The organism is Bradyrhizobium zhanjiangense, from assembly GCF_004114935.1.
Taxonomy (GTDB): domain Bacteria; phylum Pseudomonadota; class Alphaproteobacteria; order Rhizobiales; family Xanthobacteraceae; genus Bradyrhizobium; species Bradyrhizobium zhanjiangense.
Genome location: NZ_CP022221.1, coordinates 4,382,835 through 4,401,466 on the forward strand (window position 1 = coordinate 4,382,835; position 18,632 = coordinate 4,401,466).

The window sequence follows — 18,632 nt, forward strand, 5'->3', positions numbered from 1 at the left end:
TCCGGCTGGCTAACCTTAACAAGCCGCGATCGTGGACGCCATGCATCCGGATGCGGCACAGCATCCCGCGCAAGTCTGCGCATGACGTCGCGACACTTGCGGATCACAAACGAAAGCTCGCGTCGCGATTCATGATGAAGAACGGCGCGCTGCAATTTGCATGACCTGTCACGCATTTCACTTGACCGCAAACGCGGTCAACTCGAAGATATTCGTTAGGGGTGTTGAGGATCGCTATGCTTGTGCAGGCTAGCCAAGGCCAATCCGGCTCGGCGCATGTCGTCGTGCTCGGCAACGAGAAGGGCGGCTCCGGCAAATCGACCACCGCCCTGCACATCGCGGTTGCGCTTCTGAAGGCCGGCCAACGCGTCGCCACCATCGACCTCGACTGCCGACAGCAGAGCTTTACCCGCTACATCAGCAACCGCGCCGCCTGGGCGCGCCGCACCAAGCTCGACCTCGAGCTGCCGGTGCATCGCTGCATCAAGCTCGGCGAGACCATGCAGATCGCCGAGAACGAGAATTCCGAGTTCCAGCAATTCATGGAGGCGGTCTCGGCGGTCGAAAGCAATTTCGACTTCATCGTCATCGATACGCCCGGCACCGACAGCTACCTGATGCGGCTGGCGCATTCGATGGCAGACACGCTGGTGACGCCGATCAACGACAGCTTCCTCGACTTCGACGTGCTGGGCACCGTCGATCCCGCCAACTACGCGGTCACGGGGCAGAGCCATTACGCCGAGATGGTGCGCGATGTCAGGCGCAAGCGCCGCCAGCTCGACGGCGCGACCACCGACTGGATCGTCGTGCGCAACCGCCTGTCCATGCTCGGCTCCCGCAACAAGCAGCTTGTCGCCGAGGGGCTGAAGGATTTGTCGCTCCGGCTCGGCTTCCGCTATGTCGACGGCTTCGCCGAACGCGTTGTCTATCGCGAATTCTTCCCGCGCGGCCTGACCGCCCTCGACGAGATCGACGAGGCGACGCTCGGCATGCGCCCCAATCTCGGCCATCTCACCGCCCGGGAGGAAGTGACGAGCCTGCTCCGCCAGCTCAAGCTGCCGCTCGACGAGCGCGGCCGCCGCCGCGCCGCCAACCGCGCCGAGTGGTTCAGCCAGGTCGACAAGCCGCTTGAGGTCCACGACATCCTCGGCGCCTAAGGCAGCGGTATATCGCTACTTGCAGTCAATCCCAGCGGCCGCTTTGTCGCGGGAACTCAACCCGCGTTCCGCCGTTTTCATCCTGCACTTACCTGTGAAATCGAACCCAATCGCCACTGGTTGCGTCGAATAGTGGCCTGCACCTAAAGTGGCCGTATGAGGACAGGGTGCCCAACAAACGTGTGCGACGCACAATGAAAGGGCTGCCGGTTCACAACATTTAGCCTTCCTGTCACGCTGCTGTGACATATATTAGCGAACAGGCGACAAGGGGACGAAGAGCCCCGGAAGAACACGATTTTCAACAGGGATCAGGCCGCAAGAGCCTGCGGCTGAGGACAAAAATGAAGCGTGGAATTGCCGTTCTGGTTTCAGTCAGTGCCCTCTGCGGCATCGCCTATTTCACGGCGAGCAAGTGGGCCATCAAGCACGAGACCATCACCTTCTACGACACTTCGCGCGACAATCGCCCGGTGCCGGTCGACATCGCGGTGCGCCGCGACAAGGAAATGCAGGCCAATGCCGGCATGATCACGCTGCCGGTCGCCGTGATCAATCACGGCAATACGGTCAAGAATACCGAGTACGGTTTCCTCGCCAACATCTTCGCTGCGCGCGGCTACATGGTCGTCAGCCCGCAGCATGATTTGCCGACCGATCCTCCGATGGTGACCAAGCCGGGCGAGCTCTATGTCGGCCGGCTGCCGCAGATCCTGCGCGGCGTTGCCAACATTCATCTTGCCGTGCAGGAAATGAAGAAGGTCCAGCCGAACGCCGACTACGACAAGGTGACCATGGTCGGTCATTCCATGGGCGGCGACATCTCGATGTATTTTGCCAAGCAGTATCCGGACGAGGTCAAGAAGGTTGTCACCCTCGACAATCTGCGGGTTCCCTTCGTCACTGCCGGCAAGTTCAAGATCCTGTCGTTCCGCTCCACCGATCCGCAGTTCAAGACCGATGCGGGCGTGATCCCCACGGACGAGGAGTGCGAGAAGGCGGGCATTCAGGTCGTGAAGACCGAATTCCAGCATAATGACATGCGGGACACCGGTCCGGACGTTGCCAAGAACTCGATCCAGGGCATGCTCGACAAGTTCCTGAGCGCGACTGACAGCGAGATTGCGCCAGTCGACACGCAGTCGTCCCCGCCCAAGATTCTCGAGCCCGGTCCGGTCGCATTGATGGCGCCTGCCAAGAGCTGACGCCTCTCTCATCATCGGCACCGATTTCAAAGCCTCCGCCGGCGTAAGCTCGCGGAGGCTTTGCACATTGACCGGGCTCTGTGTGCGCACCACATTAATCGCCCACGCATGGTTGAGCAGCGATGTCGGGCGAACCCATCAAGCCGCGCGGTGATGCCGTCTCGACGAAGGCCGGCGGCGCGGTGTCGCAGGCCGGGACGTCGACCTCGGCGGACATTGCCGCCTTCGTCACCAAGGCGCGTGCGCTGTCACCGCATGCGCCCGGCGCGAAGGGACGGCTGATCTTCGCGCTGGATGCGACGATGAGCCGGCAGCCGACCTGGGACATGGCCTGCGCGCTCCAGGCCGACATGTTTCGCGAGACTGCGGCGCTCGGCAGTCTCGACATCCGGCTCGTGTACTATCGCGGCTTCAACGAATGCCGCGCGACGGCGTGGATCTCCGACAGTGCCAGGCTTGCGACGCTGATGAGCAAGATCGATTGCCGCGGCGGCGACACCCAGATTAGCAAGGTGCTGAGCGAGGCCCGGCGCCAGGCGGTCGCCTCCGGCGTGCGGGCCGTCGTCTTCGTCGGCGATGCCATGGAGGAGAAGGCCGACGAACTCTGCGCCAAGGCCGGCGAGCTCGGCATGCTCAAGGTGCCTGTGTTCGTGTTTCAGGAAGGCCATGACGCGGTGGCCGAGCGGACCTTTCGCGAGATCGCGCGCCTGACCGGCGGTGCCTGGTGCCGGTTCGATCCGGGCGCGGCGGCGCAGTTGCGCGAGCTGTTGCGGGCAGCGGCGGCTTACGCTGCCGGCGGCCGCGAAGCGCTGCTACAACTGGCGAAGAGCGCGAGCGGCGCAGCAAAGCTGATCGGACAGATGAAGTAACGCTTCAAGCTGGCTGCGACCCGCTGCGGCCGTGGACGCGATGCATTTTTCCGGGAGGGCGACTATATTATTCCGGCCATGACCCTGATTGCCGGCGCTGTCGCTGTTATCACGCTCTATCTGCTGCTCCAGACGTTCCGCTCTGCCAATCCGGCGGCGTTGGCGCGCGCTATCAAGTTCGGTGGCGGCGTGGTGGCGCTGGCGGCCGCAGCGTTCACGGGTCTGCGGGGCGAATTGGTGGTCGCGATTCCGCTCGGAATCTTCGGCGCCGGGCTGCTCGGCTGGACACCCCTGGCCAACGCCGGCTTCGGCAATGTCGGAGGGCTGTTCGGCGGCGGCGCGACGCGCCCGTCCGGACAGGCCTCGCGGGTGCGCTCGCAATTCCTGGACATGCGGCTTGACCACGACACCGGCCAGTTGACAGGCCAGATCGTTGCCGGACCTCATGCCGGGCGCGACCTCGGCGAGTTTGATCTCGCCGGCCTGCTGGCGATGGTGCCGGCGTTCGACGCCGAGAGTGTGGCCTTACTTGAAAGCTATCTGGACCGCCGGTTTCCCGCTTGGCGTCAGGACGCGCAGCGCGATGCGGCAGGGCGGCAGCGCCGCGCGGCGACGAGCGGCAAAATGACGACGGAGGAAGCCTATCAGATCCTTGGCTTGCAGCCGGGCGCGGGGCGCGACGACATCAGCAGGGCTCACAAGTCCCTGATGAAGAAACTCCATCCCGACCAGGGGGGCTCGACGTATCTCGCTGCCCGTGTAAACGAGGCCAAGGATACTCTGCTTCGTACGCATAACGGCTAACTCCGGCACCACGCCACAAACGCCCGTACCGCGTGAGCTCCGCTTGCTCCGTTTGCCGTCGCCCGATGCCCGCCATTGTCGGCGTGGTCGATCCCTTGAGGAAAATCTTAACCGTAAATCCTTGACGAGAGGTTGTCGCGGAACTGGCTTCTGCTCACCGCACGTTCGAAAACAAAAATGCCCGCGCAAGAGCGCGGGCATTTGTTCGGAAGAGGGTGGGGGAGATCAGTTGCGCACGGTGATGCAGGAGATCTCGGCGCGCTTCAGGGTACGGCAGACGGCTTCGGCCTGGTCGCGCTCGAGCCCGGCGAAGCGGGCACGGTAGAGCTTGCGATTGTCCTTCGCGACGACCGGTTCGGTGAACGGATCGGCCTTGCTGAGCAGGCCGCGGGCCGAACTGCGGGCGGCGTCGATGCGGTGCTGGGCTTCGGTCTCGCTCTCGAGCGCGCCGACCTGGACGATCCAGCCGCTGTGGGTGACGGCCGGCTTGGTCGTGGCGCTCATCTGGATCGGCTGCGGCGCCGGATCGGCGGAAGCAAGCTTCGGAGTGGCCGGGGTAGGCGCGGCGGCGCTTGCGGCCGGCAGCACCCCGAGGATGCCGTTGCCGGTGCCAAAGCCCGCCGGCTGCCGCGGCAGCTCGGTGCGGGCGATCTCGGCCTTCGGCGCCTCCGGTTGGGTCGCGACCTCGGGCTTGTTGATGAGATCGGCCCGGGCGACGACGGCGCCGGAGGTCTCCGCGACGTCGGACCGGGACGGAATGGTGTTCGTGACTGGCGGCGATACCTGGGCCGGGGCGGCGGAGGCGACCTTCACGGCGCCGGCCTTGACCTGCACCGTCTTGACCCGCACCGGCTTCATCGGCTCGGATGAGCCGGGGATGATGGACAGCGGCTGGCTCGAGATCACGCCGTTGGTGAGCGGCGCCGGCTCGATCTTGGATTCAGTCGGCCTGGCTTCGGGCTTCGGCTGAGACGGCGGCATCGCGGCAGTTGCAGCGGCCAGCGTCGACAGACGCGCGGCAAGGCGGGACGGGGCGGCCTCGGGAGCAGGGGCGGCCGCGGCCTGAACCTGCGCCACGGGGCGTGCCGGGGTATCGGATGCGTCGGCGACGTCGGCATTGGCGTCGGCGCCGTTGCGCTCGGTGACGGCAACGACGGTATGGGTGGTCGCGCCCTTCTCGAGATTCTCCGCGAGCAGGTTGCGCATGATGGCATCGCGCGAGCCGCCGCTGCGGCCGCCGAGCACAACGCCGATCAGGTGGCGATTGCCGCGGCGCATCGAGCTGACGAGGTTGAAGCCGGAGGCGCGGGTGTAGCCGGTCTTGATGCCGTCCACGCCCTCGACATTGCCGAGCAGGTGATTGTGGTTCCGGATCGACTGTCCACGCCAGTTGAACGAGGCGGTCGCGAAGTAGCGGTAGTAGCGCGGGAAGCGCTCCTGGATGGCGCGGCCGAGCGTGGCCTGGTCGCGTGCCGTCGTTACCTGCTCGTCGTTCGGCAGGCCCGAGGCGTTGCGGTAGACCGTCTTGGACATGCCGAGCGAGCGTGCCTTGCGCGTCATCATCTGCGCGAAATCGTCCTCGTCGCCGCCGATCGCTTCCGCGATCACCACGGCGGCGTCATTGGCGGAGCGCGTCACGAGGCCCTTGATCGCGTCCTCGACGCGGATGGTCTGGCCAGGGCGGAGGTTGAGCTTGGTCGGATCCTGGTCGGCGGCATGCTGAGACACCGGCATCTCGGTGTCGAGCTTCAGCTTGCCGGACTCGAGGCGCTCGAACAGCAAATAGAGCGTCATGATCTTGGTGAGCGAGGCGGGGTGGCGCAGTCCGTCGGGGCTGGTCGACTGCAGCACCGCGCCGGAATTGCCGTCGACGATGATGGACGCGAATTTCGGGCTGGAGCTCTCGGACACATCGCGCTGCACCCGGTGGTGCGCGTAATGGCGCCGGTGGCGCCGCGCTTCGGCAGCATCGGTGGTGAAGATGACTGCGGTGGTGACCGTAAGCAGCCCGAAAACGCCAACCCGCGCCAAGCGCGAGGAAGACAAGTTGTTACGAAGCATGGAACCCCGTCCCCGTTTCTGACTTGATCACCGGCTCGTGAGGCGAAATTGTGCCCAATGGACCCGAGATCATTACCTGCTCAGGCTGTCCCTCCGCTGGTGTTCGCCGCGGGAAACGTTGGGCCTGAGCCGCTGTTCTGGCTAAGGTGATGTTCTCAAACGGCTTTTGACCGCTTGCGGAAGTGAACACGTCCAGGGAATCAGGGTAGGGGGCCGCGGTTTCCAAAAGCTTAAGGAACCCTTGCGGGAAACCCCGGGAATCTCAGCGATTTGGATCTAGTTTTGTGCGTCGCACAAGATTCTTGACTTTTTTGTGCGTTGCACTAATTGTGGGCAGAGTCAGGGAGCCGGGGCTTCCCGACGAGAGCCAGGGAAAAAGGATTCCGACATGTTCAAGGTTGAAGACTTTCAGAACTACGGGAAAGAGCAGTTCGAGCAGTGCGTCGCCTCCGCGACGTCGGTGCAGCACGGCCTCCAGGCGATCGCGAGCGCTTATGGCGACTACACCAAGAAGTCGTTCGAAGACACCAAGTCCTTCGTCGAGAAGCTCTCCGGCGTGAAGTCGCTGGACAAGGCCATGGAAGCGCAAACCGATTTCGCCCGTTCCGCCTACGAGACCTTCGTTGCTGAATCGCAGAAGATCGCCGGCCTCTACAGCGACCTCGCCAAGCAGGCGTTCAAGCCGGTCGAGACCATCGTGTCGAAGTTCACCCCGGCTGCGAACTAACGCTTTCTGGAAGTCCTGGAATGAAAAAAGCCCGGCATCAGCCGGGCTTTTTGTTTGCGCGAGATGAATTCGTCAGAGTGCCGCATCGATCGTGACGCTTGCCGACCTGCCGTTGTCGCAAAGCTGGAGACGTCGAACGCGACACGGCCCGATCTCGCGCCACGCACTCGAGCCCTTGGTAAATTGGACCGTAGAAAACCGGAGATGTGCCGTGCGCGAAACGTCGCGGCCGCATGGGACGGTCGGGTTCCTGGTCAACACGTTCCAAATGGGCGCCACGGAAAATTTTGTCAAACCGGTCCGGATTGACTAACCTTGGTGAGGATCACCGGGCCGGGAATCGGGACCGCCGCGGCAGCATCGGCTGGACCGTTGCATGCTTGCGGCGAGCCGGGGGCAGGGCCATATTGCTATCGACCGATCCGGTTTGGACCGGATCGGTCGGAGGCGGCGATTCAGAAAGGCGGCGCGCCTGTGCGAGGCTCCGAAGTGCTGAGCTGCGCCGCAGACCGTCATTCGCTTCCGTGGGGAATTTGAACGCCTGTGCCATGCCGCAACTGACTTCCAGACTCGACCTGTCCGCGGTCACCGCCGCCTACGCTCCCCGGATGAGCAACGATGAGAACCGTTCGGGCGGCCCTTCCGGGCCGAACACCTCGGTCATCACCAAGGTCAAGCCCAAGACCAAACGGCCGAACCTGTATCGTGTGCTGATCCTGAACGACGACTACACGCCGATGGAATTCGTCGTTCACGTGCTGGAGAAGTTCTTCCAGAAGGACGTCGAGGCGGCGACCAAGATCATGCTGCACGTCCATCATCACGGCATCGGGGAGTGCGGCGTGTTCACCTACGAGATCGCGGAGACCAAGGTGACACAGGTGATGGATTTCGCCCGCAAGCACCAGCATCCGCTGCAATGCGTGATGGAAAAGAAGTAAGACGCCTTACGGCGCGTTGAAGCCGGCTCCCTTGGTAGTGGCGGTGTGATCGTCGCCTGAGGTCTGCGCGCGACATCCCTTGCAGCCGGCAGCAACGGAATTTTGTGCCGGCGCCGATCCCGCCCAAATCGGAACGGGTTTTGCATCGAGAATACCGTAATCGAGAATACCGGAGGTGCGCAGCCGCCAGAGTCGCGGAACCGGTCTTTTGCCGCGATCTTGTATAACTATATGTGACAAAGGTTGTTGTTGCCTGACCGGGCGATGACGATCATGATGGTGGGGGCCATAGAGGACGCGAATGCCGACTTTTTCCCAAAGCCTTGAACAATCCCTGCATCGTGCGCTGGCGATCGCAAACGAGCGTCATCACCAATACGCGACGCTCGAGCATCTTTTGCTCTCTTTGATCGACGACTCCGATGCAGCCGCCGTCATGCGCGCCTGTAGTGTCGATCTCGACAAGCTCCGCACGAGCCTCGTCAACTATCTTGAAACCGAATTCGAGAATCTGGTGACGGATGGCGCCGACGACGCCAAGCCGACCGCCGGTTTCCAGCGCGTGATCCAGCGCGCGGTGATCCACGTGCAATCGTCCGGTCGCGAAGAGGTGACCGGCGCCAACGTGCTGATCGCGATCTTCGCCGAGCGCGAGAGCCATGCCGCGTATTTCCTGCAGGAGCAGGACATGACGCGCTATGACGCGGTCAACTATATCAGCCACGGCATCGCCAAACGACCGGGCGTCTCCGAGGCGCGGCCCGTGCGCGGCGTCGACGAGGAGACGGAGACCAAGGGCAACGAGGACGCCAAGAAGAAGGGCGAGGCGCTCGAGACCTATTGCGTCAACCTCAACAAGAAGGCGCGCGACGGCAAGATCGATCCGGTGATCGGACGCAACTCCGAGATCAACCGCGCGATCCAGGTGCTGTGCCGCCGGCAGAAGAACAACCCGCTGTTCGTGGGCGAAGCCGGCGTCGGCAAGACCGCGATCGCGGAGGGTCTCGCCAAGCGCATCGTCGATAGCGAGGTGCCGGAGGTGCTGGCGGCTGCGACGGTGTTCTCGCTCGACATGGGTACGCTGCTTGCCGGCACGCGCTATCGTGGCGACTTCGAAGAGCGTCTGAAGCAGGTGCTGAAGGAGCTCGAGGCGCATCCCAACGCCATCCTGTTCATCGACGAGATCCACACTGTGATCGGTGCGGGCGCGACGTCGGGTGGGGCGATGGACGCCTCGAACCTGCTCAAGCCGGCGCTGGCCTCAGGCACGATCCGCTGCATGGGCTCGACGACCTACAAGGAATATCGTCAGCACTTCGAGAAGGACCGCGCGCTGGTGCGGCGCTTCCAGAAGATCGACATCAATGAGCCGACGGTCGAGGACGCCATCGCGATCCTCAAGGGTCTCAAGCCGTATTTCGAGGACTACCACCGGCTGAAATATACCAACGAGGCGATCGAGGCCGCCGTCCAGCTCTCCTCGCGCTACATCCACGACCGCAAACTGCCGGACAAGGCGATCGACGTGATCGACGAGTCAGGTGCGGCGCAGATGCTGGTCTCCGAGAACAAGCGCAAGAAGACCATCGGCATCAAGGAGATCGAGACCACGATCGCCTCGATGGCGCGGATTCCGCCGAAGAGCGTGTCGAAGGACGATGCCGAGGTGCTCAAGCATCTCGAGCAGACCCTGAAGCGCACCGTGTTCGGCCAGGACAAGGCGATCGAGTCGCTCGCCGCCTCGATCAAGCTGGCACGCGCGGGCCTGCGCGAGCCGGAGAAGCCGATCGGCTGCTACCTGTTCTCCGGACCCACCGGCGTCGGCAAGACCGAGGTCGCCAAGCAACTCGCGGCCGCGCTGGGCGTCGAGCTCCTGCGCTTCGACATGTCCGAATATATGGAGCGGCACACCGTGTCGCGCCTGATCGGCGCGCCTCCCGGCTATGTCGGCTTCGACCAGGGCGGCCTGCTCACCGATGGCGTCGACCAGCATCCGCATTGCGTGGTACTGCTCGACGAAATCGAGAAGGCGCATCCAGACCTCTACAACGTGTTGCTCCAGATCATGGATCACGGCCGGCTCACCGACCACAACGGCAAGCAGGTTAACTTCCGCAACGTGATCCTGATCATGACCACCAATGCGGGCGCAGCGGATCTCGCCAAGCAGGCGTTCGGGTTCACCCGCTCCAAGCGCGAAGGCGACGACCACGAGGCGATCAACCGGCAGTTCGCGCCGGAATTCCGCAATCGCCTCGATGCCATCGTCTCGTTCGGCCATCTCAGCGTCGAGGTGATTGGCACGGTCGTGGAGAAGTTCGTGCTTCAGCTCGAGGCGCAGCTCGGCGATCGCGACGTCACAATCGAGCTGTCCGAGGAGGCCAAGGCCTGGCTGATCCAGCACGGCTATGACGAGCAGATGGGCGCACGTCCCATGGCCCGCGTGATCCAGGAGCACATCAAGAAGCCGCTGGCCGACGAGGTGCTGTTCGGCAAGCTGAAGGGCGGCGGCCACGTTCGCGTCGTTCTGGTCAAGGACGAGGCCGACGAGACCAAGGAGAAGATTGGCTTCGAGTTCGTCGAGGGCCCGGTCACGCCGAAGCAGGAGAAGCTGCCCGGCGCCCGCAAGCGCCCGCCGGGCAAGTCCAAGCCGGGCGGTCCCGGCGGCTCCAAGGGGCCGACCTCGAAAGGACCGCTGGTCAAGGTCTGATCGGGTGTCATGAAAAAAGAAAAGGCCGGCTGAAAAGCCGGCCTTTTTGTTGCTCGCATCATCGTAGCGGCTTCATTCCCCCCGCAGGCGCTGATCGTCCTGCACGCGGACTTGCTCGGCGCCGCGCGCGCCCGCGGGCGACAGCCGTAGCATGCTCAGCACCGCGCCGCAGAGTGCAAAGCCGACACCGGCGAGCAGCGCCAATCGGGTTCCGTCGATCGGATAGCGGCCGAGCAACAGCGCCACCAGCGCCGCGCCGGTGGTCTGGCCGAGCAGGCGTGCCGTGCCCAGCATGCCGCTGGCGCCGCCGGCGCGCTCGCGCGGGGCCGCCGCAATCATGGTGCGGTTGTTGGGGGTCTGGAACAGGCCGAAGCCGGCGCCGGCCAGTGCCATGCGCCAGATCACGTCGAACGGCGTCGGGCTAGCGGGCAGCAAGGCGAGCGCACCGAGGCCGCAGGCGAACAGCGTGAGCCCGATGCCGCCGAGCAGGCCGGCCGGATAATGCTCGACTAGGCGGCCGGCGAGGGGCGCCGCGAAAGCCACCGCGATCGGCCAGGGTGTGATCAAGAGGCCCATATGCACGGCCGAATAGCCGAAGCGGCTCTGGAGATAGAAGGGGATGGCGACGAAGGCCAGCATCTGCCCGCAGAACGATGCGATCGAGGTCGCAATCGACAGCGCGAACACGGGGATGCGTAACAGGTCGACCGGCAAGAGCGGCGAGGTCATGTGGGTTTCGCGATAGATCAGCAGCGCGACGGCGATGATGGCGATGGCGAACTGCACGAGGCAGGTGATCGCGGCCTCCCCATGACCGACGCTATCGACGGCGGCGATGCCGACGCCGAACGTGATCGCCGATAGCCCCGCGCTCTGCCAATCGAAGGAACGGCTCGCTCGCTTGGTGTGCGGCAGGCTGCGCAAGCCGATCAGCAATGTCGCCGCACCGAGCGGCACGTTGATGGCGAACAGCCAGGGCCAGCTTCCGACCGCGAGGATGCCGGCGGCGAGCGTCGGTCCGACCGCGGCCGAGAAGGCGACCACGAGCGCGTTGAGCCCGATGCCGCGGCCGAGCTGGCTGCGCGGATAGGTGAAACGCACCAGCGCCGCGTTGACGCTCATGATGCCGGCCGCGCCAAAGCCCTGGATGATACGCGCGATCGTCAGCAGCGGCAGCGTATGTGCCAGCGCGCACAACGCGGATGCGAGCGTGAACAGCGCGAGCCCGACCAGATAGACGCGGCGATAGCCGACGATCTCGCCGAGCGAAGCCAGCGGCAGCAGCGAGATCGTGATCGCGAGCTGGTAGCCGTTGACGATCCAGATCGAGAAGGCCGGGCTCGCATCAAGGTCGGCCGCAATCGTCGGCAGCGCCACGTTGGCGATGGCGCTGTCGACCACGGCCATGATGATGCCCAGCGCAATGGTCAGCACCGCCTGGCTGCGTTGTGGCTGCGGCAAGCCGTCGGCATGCTCGATCGGGGCGGACGACATGATGGAGGCGCGGTTGATTCGAGCCGTAATTCATCTCCGAATAGGAAATTGCCCGATCGACAGCAACCCGTCAGGACACCGACAGTTCCCCCGCCGGAGCCGGGCTTCCGCCATGAAAAGACAGGGGTCGGAACGCGTTTTCACGAAAGCTCAACAGCGCGCAGTCATGGCAATTGACCGGCTTCTACACCGCCGGCGGATTGCGGTCAGTGAACGTCGTGCGCTGGTGCCAATAGGGATAGGGCAGTGTCACCTTGCTCGCGGCATCGAGCTTTGCGACCTGGTCCTTGGTCAGCGACCAGCCGACCGCTCCGAGATTTTCGCGCAGCTGCGTCTCGTTGCGCGCGCCGATGATCAGGGTCGAGACGGTCGGACGCTGCAGCAGCCAGTTGAGCGCGATCTGCGAGACGCTCTTGCACGTCTCCTTCGCGACCTCGTCGATGGCATCGACGACCCGATAGACGTGCTCGTCCGGCACGGGCGGGCCGAAATCGGCGGTCTGGGGCAGGCGGCTGACGTCCGGCTTGGGCTGACCCCGGCGGATCTTGCCGGTGAGGCGGCCCCATCCGAGTGGCGACCAGACCACGGCACCTAACCCCTGGTCAAGGCTGAGCGGCATCAACTCCCATTCGTAGTCGCGCCCGATTAGTGAATAATAGGTCTGGTTGGCGACGTAGCGCGGGAAGCCATGCTTGTCGGCGACGGCGAGCGACTTCATCAGGTGCCAGCCCGAAAAATTCGAGACGCCGACGTAGCGGATCTTGCCGGCACGCACGAGCACGTCGAGGGTCGCGAGCACCTCTTCAGGTGGGGTGAAGGCGTCGAATCCATGGAGTTGGAATAGGTCGATGTAGTCGGTGCCGAGCCGGCTCAGCGAACCGTCGATGGCTGCGAGCAGATGCTGGCGTGATGATCCGATGTCGTTGGCCCCGTCGCCGAAGCGGAAGCTTGCCTTGGTCGAGACCAGGACCTTGTCGCGGCGTCCCTTGATGGCTTCGCCGAGAACGCGCTCGGATTCGCCGAGCGAATAGACATTCGCGGTATCGAACATCGACACGCCGGCATCGAGGCAGATATCGAGAAGCCGCCGCGCTTCGGTCGCGTCCGTCGTGCCCCACGCGGCGAGGCGGCCGACGCCGCCGAAGGTGCCGGTCCCAAGACTCAAGGCAGGCACCATGAGGCCTGACCGGCCCAAGCGTCGGTATTCCATCGATATGCTCCTCGGCTGGTCGCTGATTGATCACTGCGGCCTGGTGGCGAGGATAATGCAAGCAGGCGCCGCGTCCTATCACGCGCTCACATACCGGCCTTGCTTGGGAATGGCCTAATCGTGCAGGCGCATGTCATCGAACGCTGCATCGGCAACGCGCGAGCCGGGTGTCTTCACCAAAGATTGAGCTTGGAGCCTTGTTGCGGGCGAGGGCAAGCACGCGGGTTCGCTGTCGCGCGCTTGCCGCGGCAGCAGCGTCAGGCTCCAGCCCACCAGGACCAGCACTGCGAGCCGGATCGCGATCACACCCAGCAACAGCTCCGTTCCGCTTATGGTGGCGTGAGTCCTCATGCGTGCCAGCTTGATGCAGGTCACGAGGCAAGACAATTTGGAATTGGCGAGCATGGCCTTCGCTGGAAGCGAAGGCTCGAGCTGACAGCTGATTGCAAGGGACGTCAGTGCCGCAACTGGCTCTGCCGGAAGTCGCGCGGCGACATCCCGAAATGCTCGCGGAAGACACGACCGAAATGCGAGAGGTCGTTGAAACCCCAGGCGAAGGCGATCTCGCTGATGTGGCGATGGGCGAGCACGGGCGAGGCGAGGTCGCGCCGGCATTGGGCAAGACGTTCGGCCAGCACGTGGCGCTGGAACGAGATGTCCTCGTCCGCGAGGAGATCGTTGACGTAGCGCGGCGAGATGCCGAGCGCGGCCGCGGTCTCCGCGAGCGAGAGCTCGGGATCGGCGAGATGCGCGCGGATGTGCGCTTTCAGCCGGTAGAGCAGGGCGGAGCGATGGGTCGAGGATGGCAGCGATGTCTTGCCGAGCCGTTCGCCCAGCGCCATCGCAAGGAGATCGACTGCCTGCTCCGACAGCGCGACCGCGTTGTTCGGATCCAACCGGTCCGCGCTCTGGCAGAGCCTGATAATAAAATCATAGGCGAGCCGTTCGAGCGGTGCGTCAGCGCCGAACGCGATCGCGGTCAGCGCCTCGGTGCCGCCGAGCCGGCGCTGCAGCATCTCACGCGGCACCTTGAAGATGGTCTGCGTGAAGGTGTGGTTGAACTTCAGCTCATAGGGCCGCGTGGTGTCATACAGGGCGAACTCGCCGGGATGGATCACGGTCTCGCGGCCATCCTGCACCACGCCGCCGTCGCCGCGATTGCCGAGCGCGACCAGGACGAAATCCTGATCAGAGCGCGCGATGCGCGAGGGCGTGCGGAACACGTGCTGGCGCTCGGAGCAGACCTCGGAGCACACGGCCCTGCCGAGCGAAGCCTGCGTGACCGAGCCGTGAAAGGCGCTGCCGAGGTCAGACTTGCAGTCGAGCCCGACGAAGACGTCGCAGACGATGTCCTGCCAGAGAGCAAGCCGCCGGTAGCCGGGGCTGCCGTCCGTCGTGAACTGGACTGGCATCTGAGGAGCCTCCCTTTCACATCCTGCAAAATCGTCTGTTGGCGGATCCAGCCTGCCCAGAGGCAAATCCCATACCGGTCGGTGGCCGCGTCCAGTCGAGTTTTTGTTCCGCCGTGGTCGAGCGCCCGGCCGCCCGGCTTGGCTCAATAGACTGCATCGGACGTGGCTTCCGATCAACCGGCAATGGAGGCGGGAATGGGCATCGAACATCCGAGATATAAGGTAGCAGTGGTGCAGGCGGCGCCGGCCTGGCTCGACCTCGACGCCTCGATCGACAAGTCGATCGCGCTGATCAGAGAGGCCGCGGAGAACGGCGCCAAGCTGATCGCCTTTCCCGAGGCGTTCATCCCCGGTTACCCCTGGCATATCTGGATGGACTCGCCGGCCTGGGCGATCGGCCGCGGCTTCGTGCAGCGCTATTTCGACAATTCATTGTCCTATGACAGCCCGCAGGCCGAAAAGCTGCGCGAGGCCGTGCGCAAGGCAAAGCTCACCGCCGTGATCGGCCTGTCCGAACGCGACGGTGGCAGCCTCTATCTGGCGCAATGGCTGATCGGACCCGACGGCGAGACCATCGCAAAGCGCCGCAAGCTGCGGCCGACCCATGCCGAGCGCACGGTCTATGGCGAAGGAGATGGCAGCGACCTCGCCGTGCATGCCAGACCCGACATCGGCCGTCTCGGCGCGCTGTGCTGCTGGGAGCATCTCCAGCCGCTGTCGAAATACGCGATGTACGCCCAGAACGAACAGGTGCACGTCGCGGCCTGGCCGAGCTTCTCGCTCTACGATCCCTTTGCGCCGGCACTCGGGGCCGAGGTGAACAATGCGGCTTCGCGCGTCTATGCGGTGGAAGGCTCCTGCTTCGTGCTCGCGCCTTGCGCGACGGTGTCGCAAGGAATGATCGACGAACTGTGCGACCGGCCCGACAAGCATGCGCTGCTGCATGCCGGCGGCGGCTTTGCCGCGATCTACGGCCCCGACGGCAGCCAGATCGGCGAGAAGCTGGCGCCGGACCAGGAGGGCCTCCTGATTGCCGAGATCGACCTCGGCGCCATCGGCATCGCCAAGAACGCCGCCGATCCCGCCGGGCACTATTCGCGGCCCGACGTGACGCGGCTCCTGCTCAACAACAAGCCGTACAAGCGGGTCGAGCAATTTGCGCTGCCGGTTGACACCGTCGAGCCGAAGGACATCGCCGCGGCGGCGAGCTGATCGTCGGCGTCGAGGGGAGGGCACGATCATGGAATCCGCAATTCCTCTGCATCTCGAGGCCCCGCGCACGCGCCACAAGCGCGTGCCGGACGACTATCAGCCGCCATATCCGTCGTTCGTGGCGCGCTACAAGCCTGCCGTCGGCCGCGTCGTGATGGCCTATTGCGGCGTGCAATATCGCGGTGAGGCGCCGGCAGCGACGGGTGCGTTGAAAGAAATCGCAGGGCTCTTCGCTGCGGAGAACGGTCCATCACATTGGGACCGCGCGCATTATGTCGATCGGTCCGGCCATGAGAACGTCGTCTCGGTCGCTTATTGGGACGACATTGCGCGCTTCGATGCCTGGTTCGCACCGGCGCGAGAGGCCTGGACCGGACGACAGCGAGACGGCATCGGCACCTTCATCGAGGTGCTGAGGCCCATTGTGGCGCGGCACGAGACGCTGTTCTCCTCGCCTGACCGGCCCGAGGGGGTTGCCGCAATCGCCGGCGGCATGAGCGGCGAGGTGCAGGAGCACGCTTATTGGGGCGGCATGCGCGACCGTATCCCGCTGTCTCAGACCGATGCGATGGCGCCCGGCGGCGCACCGGAGCTGATCCGCGACGGCGCGCGGCTGCGCGTCGTGGCGCACGACAATCTCTGCCTGATCCGCTCCGGGCAGGACTGGAGCGATACCGAAGCGTCCGAGCGCAAGCTCTATCTCGACGACGTCGAGCCGGTGCTGCGCGAGGGCATGGACTTCCTGCGCGACGACGGCCTCGGCATCGGCTGCTACGCCAACCGCTACATGCGCGTGCTCGCGGCTGACGGCAGCGTCAGCGAAAAGTCCTATGGCCAGAGCTGGTGGAAGAGTCTCGCTGCGCTCGAACGCTGGGCGGAGTCTCATCCGACCCATGTCAAGATCTTCGGTGCGGCGATGAAATATCTGTCGACGCTCGGGCCGTCAGCCAAGCTGCGGCTCTATCACGAGGTGACGGTGGCCGCTGCCGACGAGCAGTTCTTCGAATATCTGAACTGCCATCCGAAGACGGGCATGCTGGCGGCGGTGGAGACTGTCGGCGCCTGACAGGCTAGGTCACGCAATGGCCGAGCAGCTCGGGATGTGCGGCGCAGATGTGGTGCGCGCCGGCCTCCTTTAGCTCGGCCTCGCTGCCATAGCCGTAGAGCACGCCGATGGCGGTCATGCCGTTGGTGCGGGCACCGACCACGTCATGGCTGCGATCGCCGATCATGATGGCGCGCTGCGGATCGACGCTGGCCTGGTCGAGCGCATAGCGGAGCAGGTCGCGCTTGTCGACGCGGGTGCCGTCGAGCTCGGAGCCGAACACGCGTTCGAAATACGGTTTCAGGCCGAAATGATCGACGATGCGCGTGGCGTAGACCGCAGGCTTGCTGGTCGCCACGAACATGCGCTGACGTGTCGCTGCGAGCGTCGACAATGTGTCCGTAATTCCGCTGTAAGCCTCGTTCTCGAACAGGCCGATGTCGCTGAAGCGCTCGCGATAGAGCAGGAGCGCGCGGTCAGCGAGTTCATCGGTCCCGGTGAGCCTCTTGAGGCTGGCATGCAGCGGAGGGCCGATGCACCAGGTCAGTTCGTCCTCGCTCGGCACCGAAACGCCGAGCCGTTCCAGCGCGTACTGGATCGAGCGGGTGATCCCGGGCTTCGGGTTGGTCAGCGTGCCGTCGAGATCAAAAAAGATTGTCACCATCGGAGCGGGACCTGCGTTGATACTGCCGCTCGTTGCTAGTTGGCTGGGGTTCCAAGTCAAGGTCCGAATTGTCCGATAGCGTCAATGCCATGCGAATAGCTCGGGTTATCGCTGTCTTGTGCCAGGCCCTCGTGCTGTCGCCGGCGCTGGCGGAGGAGGCGCCTCCGCCCGTCGTGCCTCCGAATGCCGAGGAACCCGCGAAGCCGGCGGAGAAACCGAAGGACGCCCGCGAGAGCGACACGCGGGAGTCGCTCTGCCTGATCATTGAGGCGGCGGCGCGCGAGGCCAATCTGCCGCTGGAGTTTTTCGCCCGCGTGATCTGGCAGGAAAGCCGCTTCCAGTCCGACGCGGTCGGACCGGTGACCCGCAACGGCGAGCACGCACAAGGGATCGCGCAGTTCATGCCGAGCACTGCAAGCGAGCGCGGGCTGCTCAATCCGTTCAATCCGGTGCAGGCATTGCCGAAGTCGGCGGAGTTCTTGAACGAGCTGCGCAACCAGTTCGGTAATCTCGGCCTTGCGGCGGCCGCCTACAACGCAGGTCCGCGCAGGGTGCAGGAATGGCTCGCTGGCACGGGACCGATGCCGGAGCAGACCCGCAACTACGTCTTCGCCATCACTGGCACGAGCGTCGATGCCTGGGCCAAGGCAGGCAGCGCCGGCAAGGGCCCGCCGAGTTCACCGCCGACGAGCTGCCGCGATCTCATGGCGTTGCTCAAGCGTGCGCCCAACCCGTTCGTGGCCGAACTCGAGCAGCATGTCGAGCTTGCCGCCGCAAAGGTCTGGGGCGTGCAGCTCGCCGCCGGCTTCGACCGCAACAGGGCGCTGGCGATGTATTCCCGCGCGGTCACGCGGCTGAGCGCGGTGATCGGCGACCGCGATCCGAGCTTGCTGAGCTCAGTGATGCGCAGCCGCGGCACACGCGCCTTCTATCAGGTGCGCATCGGTGCCGACACGCGCGCCGAGGCGGATGATCTGTGCAATCGTATCCGCAAAGCGGGCGGTGCGTGCTTCGTGCTGAAGAACCGCGGTGTGAGTGGGTAGGGCTTGTCATTCCGGGGCGCGCCTCTTGGCGCGAGCCCGGAATCCATCGGGCCGCAGAGATCGTGGTGAAATGGA

General features: G+C 64.5%; 16 protein-coding genes. 10 read left to right on the forward strand and 6 right to left on the reverse strand.

Annotated features, from left to right (window positions below):
* Nucleotides 1-236 precede the first annotated feature (236 nt).
* From XH85_RS20870 to XH85_RS20885, 4 genes are all read left to right on the forward strand, one after another.
* Entirely contained in the window at nt 237-1,160 is a 924-nt protein-coding gene (locus XH85_RS20870) for a division plane positioning ATPase MipZ (protein ID WP_128933280.1), read from the forward strand.
* A gap of 344 nt (nt 1,161-1,504) precedes the next feature.
* Complete coding sequence (locus tag XH85_RS20875; RefSeq protein ID WP_128933281.1) at nt 1,505-2,365, forward strand: alpha/beta fold hydrolase; 861 nt, start codon at nt 1,505-1,507, stop codon at nt 2,363-2,365.
* Between the two features lie 122 nt (nt 2,366-2,487).
* Complete coding sequence (locus tag XH85_RS20880) at nt 2,488-3,234, forward strand: vWA domain-containing protein (RefSeq protein ID WP_128933282.1); 747 nt, start codon at nt 2,488-2,490, stop codon at nt 3,232-3,234.
* A 78-nt stretch (nt 3,235-3,312) separates the two neighbouring features.
* A complete protein-coding gene (locus tag XH85_RS20885; protein WP_128933283.1) occupies nt 3,313-4,038 on the forward strand; it encodes a DnaJ domain-containing protein in 726 nt (241 codons plus the stop codon).
* A gap of 225 nt (nt 4,039-4,263) precedes the next feature.
* Here XH85_RS20885 and XH85_RS20890 read toward each other — a convergent pair whose 3' ends face one another.
* On the reverse strand, nt 4,264-6,099 hold the full coding sequence (locus XH85_RS20890) for a D-alanyl-D-alanine carboxypeptidase (RefSeq protein ID WP_128933284.1): 1,836 nt from the start codon (nt 6,097-6,099) through the stop codon (nt 4,264-4,266).
* Between the two features lie 388 nt (nt 6,100-6,487).
* Here XH85_RS20890 and XH85_RS20895 point away from each other — a divergent pair, with 388 nt between their 5' ends.
* The 3 genes from XH85_RS20895 (at nt 6,488) to clpA (ending at nt 10,477) form a co-directional block, all read left to right on the forward strand.
* A complete protein-coding gene (locus XH85_RS20895; protein WP_024341049.1) occupies nt 6,488-6,826 on the forward strand; it encodes a phasin family protein in 339 nt (112 codons plus the stop codon).
* A 608-nt stretch (nt 6,827-7,434) separates the two neighbouring features.
* A complete protein-coding gene (gene clpS / locus XH85_RS20900) occupies nt 7,435-7,767 on the forward strand; it encodes an ATP-dependent Clp protease adapter ClpS (protein WP_164934959.1) in 333 nt (110 codons plus the stop codon).
* 301 nt (nt 7,768-8,068) lie between these two features.
* The gene (gene clpA, locus XH85_RS20905; protein WP_128933285.1) at nt 8,069-10,477 is read left to right on the forward strand and encodes an ATP-dependent Clp protease ATP-binding subunit ClpA; all 2,409 of its coding nucleotides are present in this window, start codon (nt 8,069-8,071) and stop codon (nt 10,475-10,477) included.
* A gap of 72 nt (nt 10,478-10,549) precedes the next feature.
* Here clpA and XH85_RS20910 read toward each other — a convergent pair whose 3' ends face one another.
* The 4 genes from XH85_RS20910 to XH85_RS20925 form a co-directional block, all read right to left on the reverse strand.
* Nucleotides 10,550-11,971 (reverse strand): MFS transporter, encoded by a 1,422-nt coding sequence (locus XH85_RS20910; RefSeq protein WP_128933286.1) that lies wholly within the window; start codon nt 11,969-11,971, stop codon nt 10,550-10,552.
* Nucleotides 11,972-12,155: 184 nt separating this feature from the next.
* Nucleotides 12,156-13,181 carry an aldo/keto reductase gene (locus XH85_RS20915; RefSeq protein ID WP_128933287.1) on the reverse strand — a complete coding sequence of 342 codons (1,026 nt, stop codon included), beginning with the start codon at nt 13,179-13,181 and terminating at the stop codon, nt 12,156-12,158.
* A 114-nt stretch (nt 13,182-13,295) separates the two neighbouring features.
* On the reverse strand, nt 13,296-13,586 hold the full coding sequence (locus XH85_RS20920; RefSeq protein WP_245474182.1) for a hypothetical protein: 291 nt from the start codon (nt 13,584-13,586) through the stop codon (nt 13,296-13,298).
* A gap of 50 nt (nt 13,587-13,636) precedes the next feature.
* Nucleotides 13,637-14,593, reverse strand: a complete 957-nt coding sequence (locus XH85_RS20925; protein WP_128933288.1) for an AraC-like ligand-binding domain-containing protein — start codon at nt 14,591-14,593, stop codon at nt 13,637-13,639.
* A 195-nt stretch (nt 14,594-14,788) separates the two neighbouring features.
* Between XH85_RS20925 and XH85_RS20930 the strand changes: the two genes are divergently transcribed.
* Complete coding sequence (locus tag XH85_RS20930) at nt 14,789-15,805, forward strand: carbon-nitrogen hydrolase family protein (protein WP_128933289.1); 1,017 nt, start codon at nt 14,789-14,791, stop codon at nt 15,803-15,805.
* Between the two features lie 28 nt (nt 15,806-15,833).
* Nucleotides 15,834-16,871, forward strand: a complete 1,038-nt coding sequence (locus XH85_RS20935) for a phenylacetaldoxime dehydratase family protein (protein WP_128933290.1) — start codon at nt 15,834-15,836, stop codon at nt 16,869-16,871.
* A 4-nt stretch (nt 16,872-16,875) separates the two neighbouring features.
* Here XH85_RS20935 and XH85_RS20940 read toward each other — a convergent pair whose 3' ends face one another.
* Complete coding sequence (locus XH85_RS20940; protein ID WP_128933291.1) at nt 16,876-17,514, reverse strand: HAD family hydrolase; 639 nt, start codon at nt 17,512-17,514, stop codon at nt 16,876-16,878.
* Between the two features lie 89 nt (nt 17,515-17,603).
* Between XH85_RS20940 and XH85_RS20945 the strand changes: the two genes are divergently transcribed.
* The gene (locus XH85_RS20945; RefSeq protein ID WP_128933292.1) at nt 17,604-18,557 is read left to right on the forward strand and encodes a lytic transglycosylase domain-containing protein; all 954 of its coding nucleotides are present in this window, start codon (nt 17,604-17,606) and stop codon (nt 18,555-18,557) included.
* The last annotated feature ends 75 nt before the right edge of the window (nt 18,558-18,632 follow it).

What these genes read in the sequence shown, in the direction of transcription:
- clpS (WP_164934959.1), top strand. Translation starts at nt 7,435, where the DNA reads ATGAGCAACGATGAGAACCGTTCGGGCGGCCCTTCCGGGCCGAACACC.
- XH85_RS20885 (WP_128933283.1), top strand. Translation starts at nt 3,313, where the DNA reads ATGACCCTGATTGCCGGCGCTGTCGCTGTTATCACGCTCTATCTGCTG.
- XH85_RS20880 (WP_128933282.1), top strand. Translation starts at nt 2,488, where the DNA reads ATGTCGGGCGAACCCATCAAGCCGCGCGGTGATGCCGTCTCGACGAAG.
- XH85_RS20910 (WP_128933286.1), bottom strand. Translation starts at nt 11,971, where the DNA reads ATGTCGTCCGCCCCGATCGAGCATGCCGACGGCTTGCCGCAGCCACAA.
- XH85_RS20925 (WP_128933288.1), bottom strand. Translation starts at nt 14,593, where the DNA reads ATGCCAGTCCAGTTCACGACGGACGGCAGCCCCGGCTACCGGCGGCTT.
- XH85_RS20875 (WP_128933281.1), top strand. Translation starts at nt 1,505, where the DNA reads ATGAAGCGTGGAATTGCCGTTCTGGTTTCAGTCAGTGCCCTCTGCGGC.
- XH85_RS20945 (WP_128933292.1), top strand. Translation starts at nt 17,604, where the DNA reads ATGCGAATAGCTCGGGTTATCGCTGTCTTGTGCCAGGCCCTCGTGCTG.
- XH85_RS20935 (WP_128933290.1), top strand. Translation starts at nt 15,834, where the DNA reads ATGGAATCCGCAATTCCTCTGCATCTCGAGGCCCCGCGCACGCGCCAC.
- XH85_RS20895 (WP_024341049.1), top strand. Translation starts at nt 6,488, where the DNA reads ATGTTCAAGGTTGAAGACTTTCAGAACTACGGGAAAGAGCAGTTCGAG.
- XH85_RS20930 (WP_128933289.1), top strand. Translation starts at nt 14,789, where the DNA reads ATGGGCATCGAACATCCGAGATATAAGGTAGCAGTGGTGCAGGCGGCG.
- clpA (WP_128933285.1), top strand. Translation starts at nt 8,069, where the DNA reads ATGCCGACTTTTTCCCAAAGCCTTGAACAATCCCTGCATCGTGCGCTG.
- XH85_RS20940 (WP_128933291.1), bottom strand. Translation starts at nt 17,514, where the DNA reads ATGGTGACAATCTTTTTTGATCTCGACGGCACGCTGACCAACCCGAAG.
- XH85_RS20890 (WP_128933284.1), bottom strand. Translation starts at nt 6,099, where the DNA reads ATGCTTCGTAACAACTTGTCTTCCTCGCGCTTGGCGCGGGTTGGCGTT.
- XH85_RS20920 (WP_245474182.1), bottom strand. Translation starts at nt 13,586, where the DNA reads ATGCTCGCCAATTCCAAATTGTCTTGCCTCGTGACCTGCATCAAGCTG.
- XH85_RS20915 (WP_128933287.1), bottom strand. Translation starts at nt 13,181, where the DNA reads ATGGAATACCGACGCTTGGGCCGGTCAGGCCTCATGGTGCCTGCCTTG.
- XH85_RS20870 (WP_128933280.1), top strand. Translation starts at nt 237, where the DNA reads ATGCTTGTGCAGGCTAGCCAAGGCCAATCCGGCTCGGCGCATGTCGTC.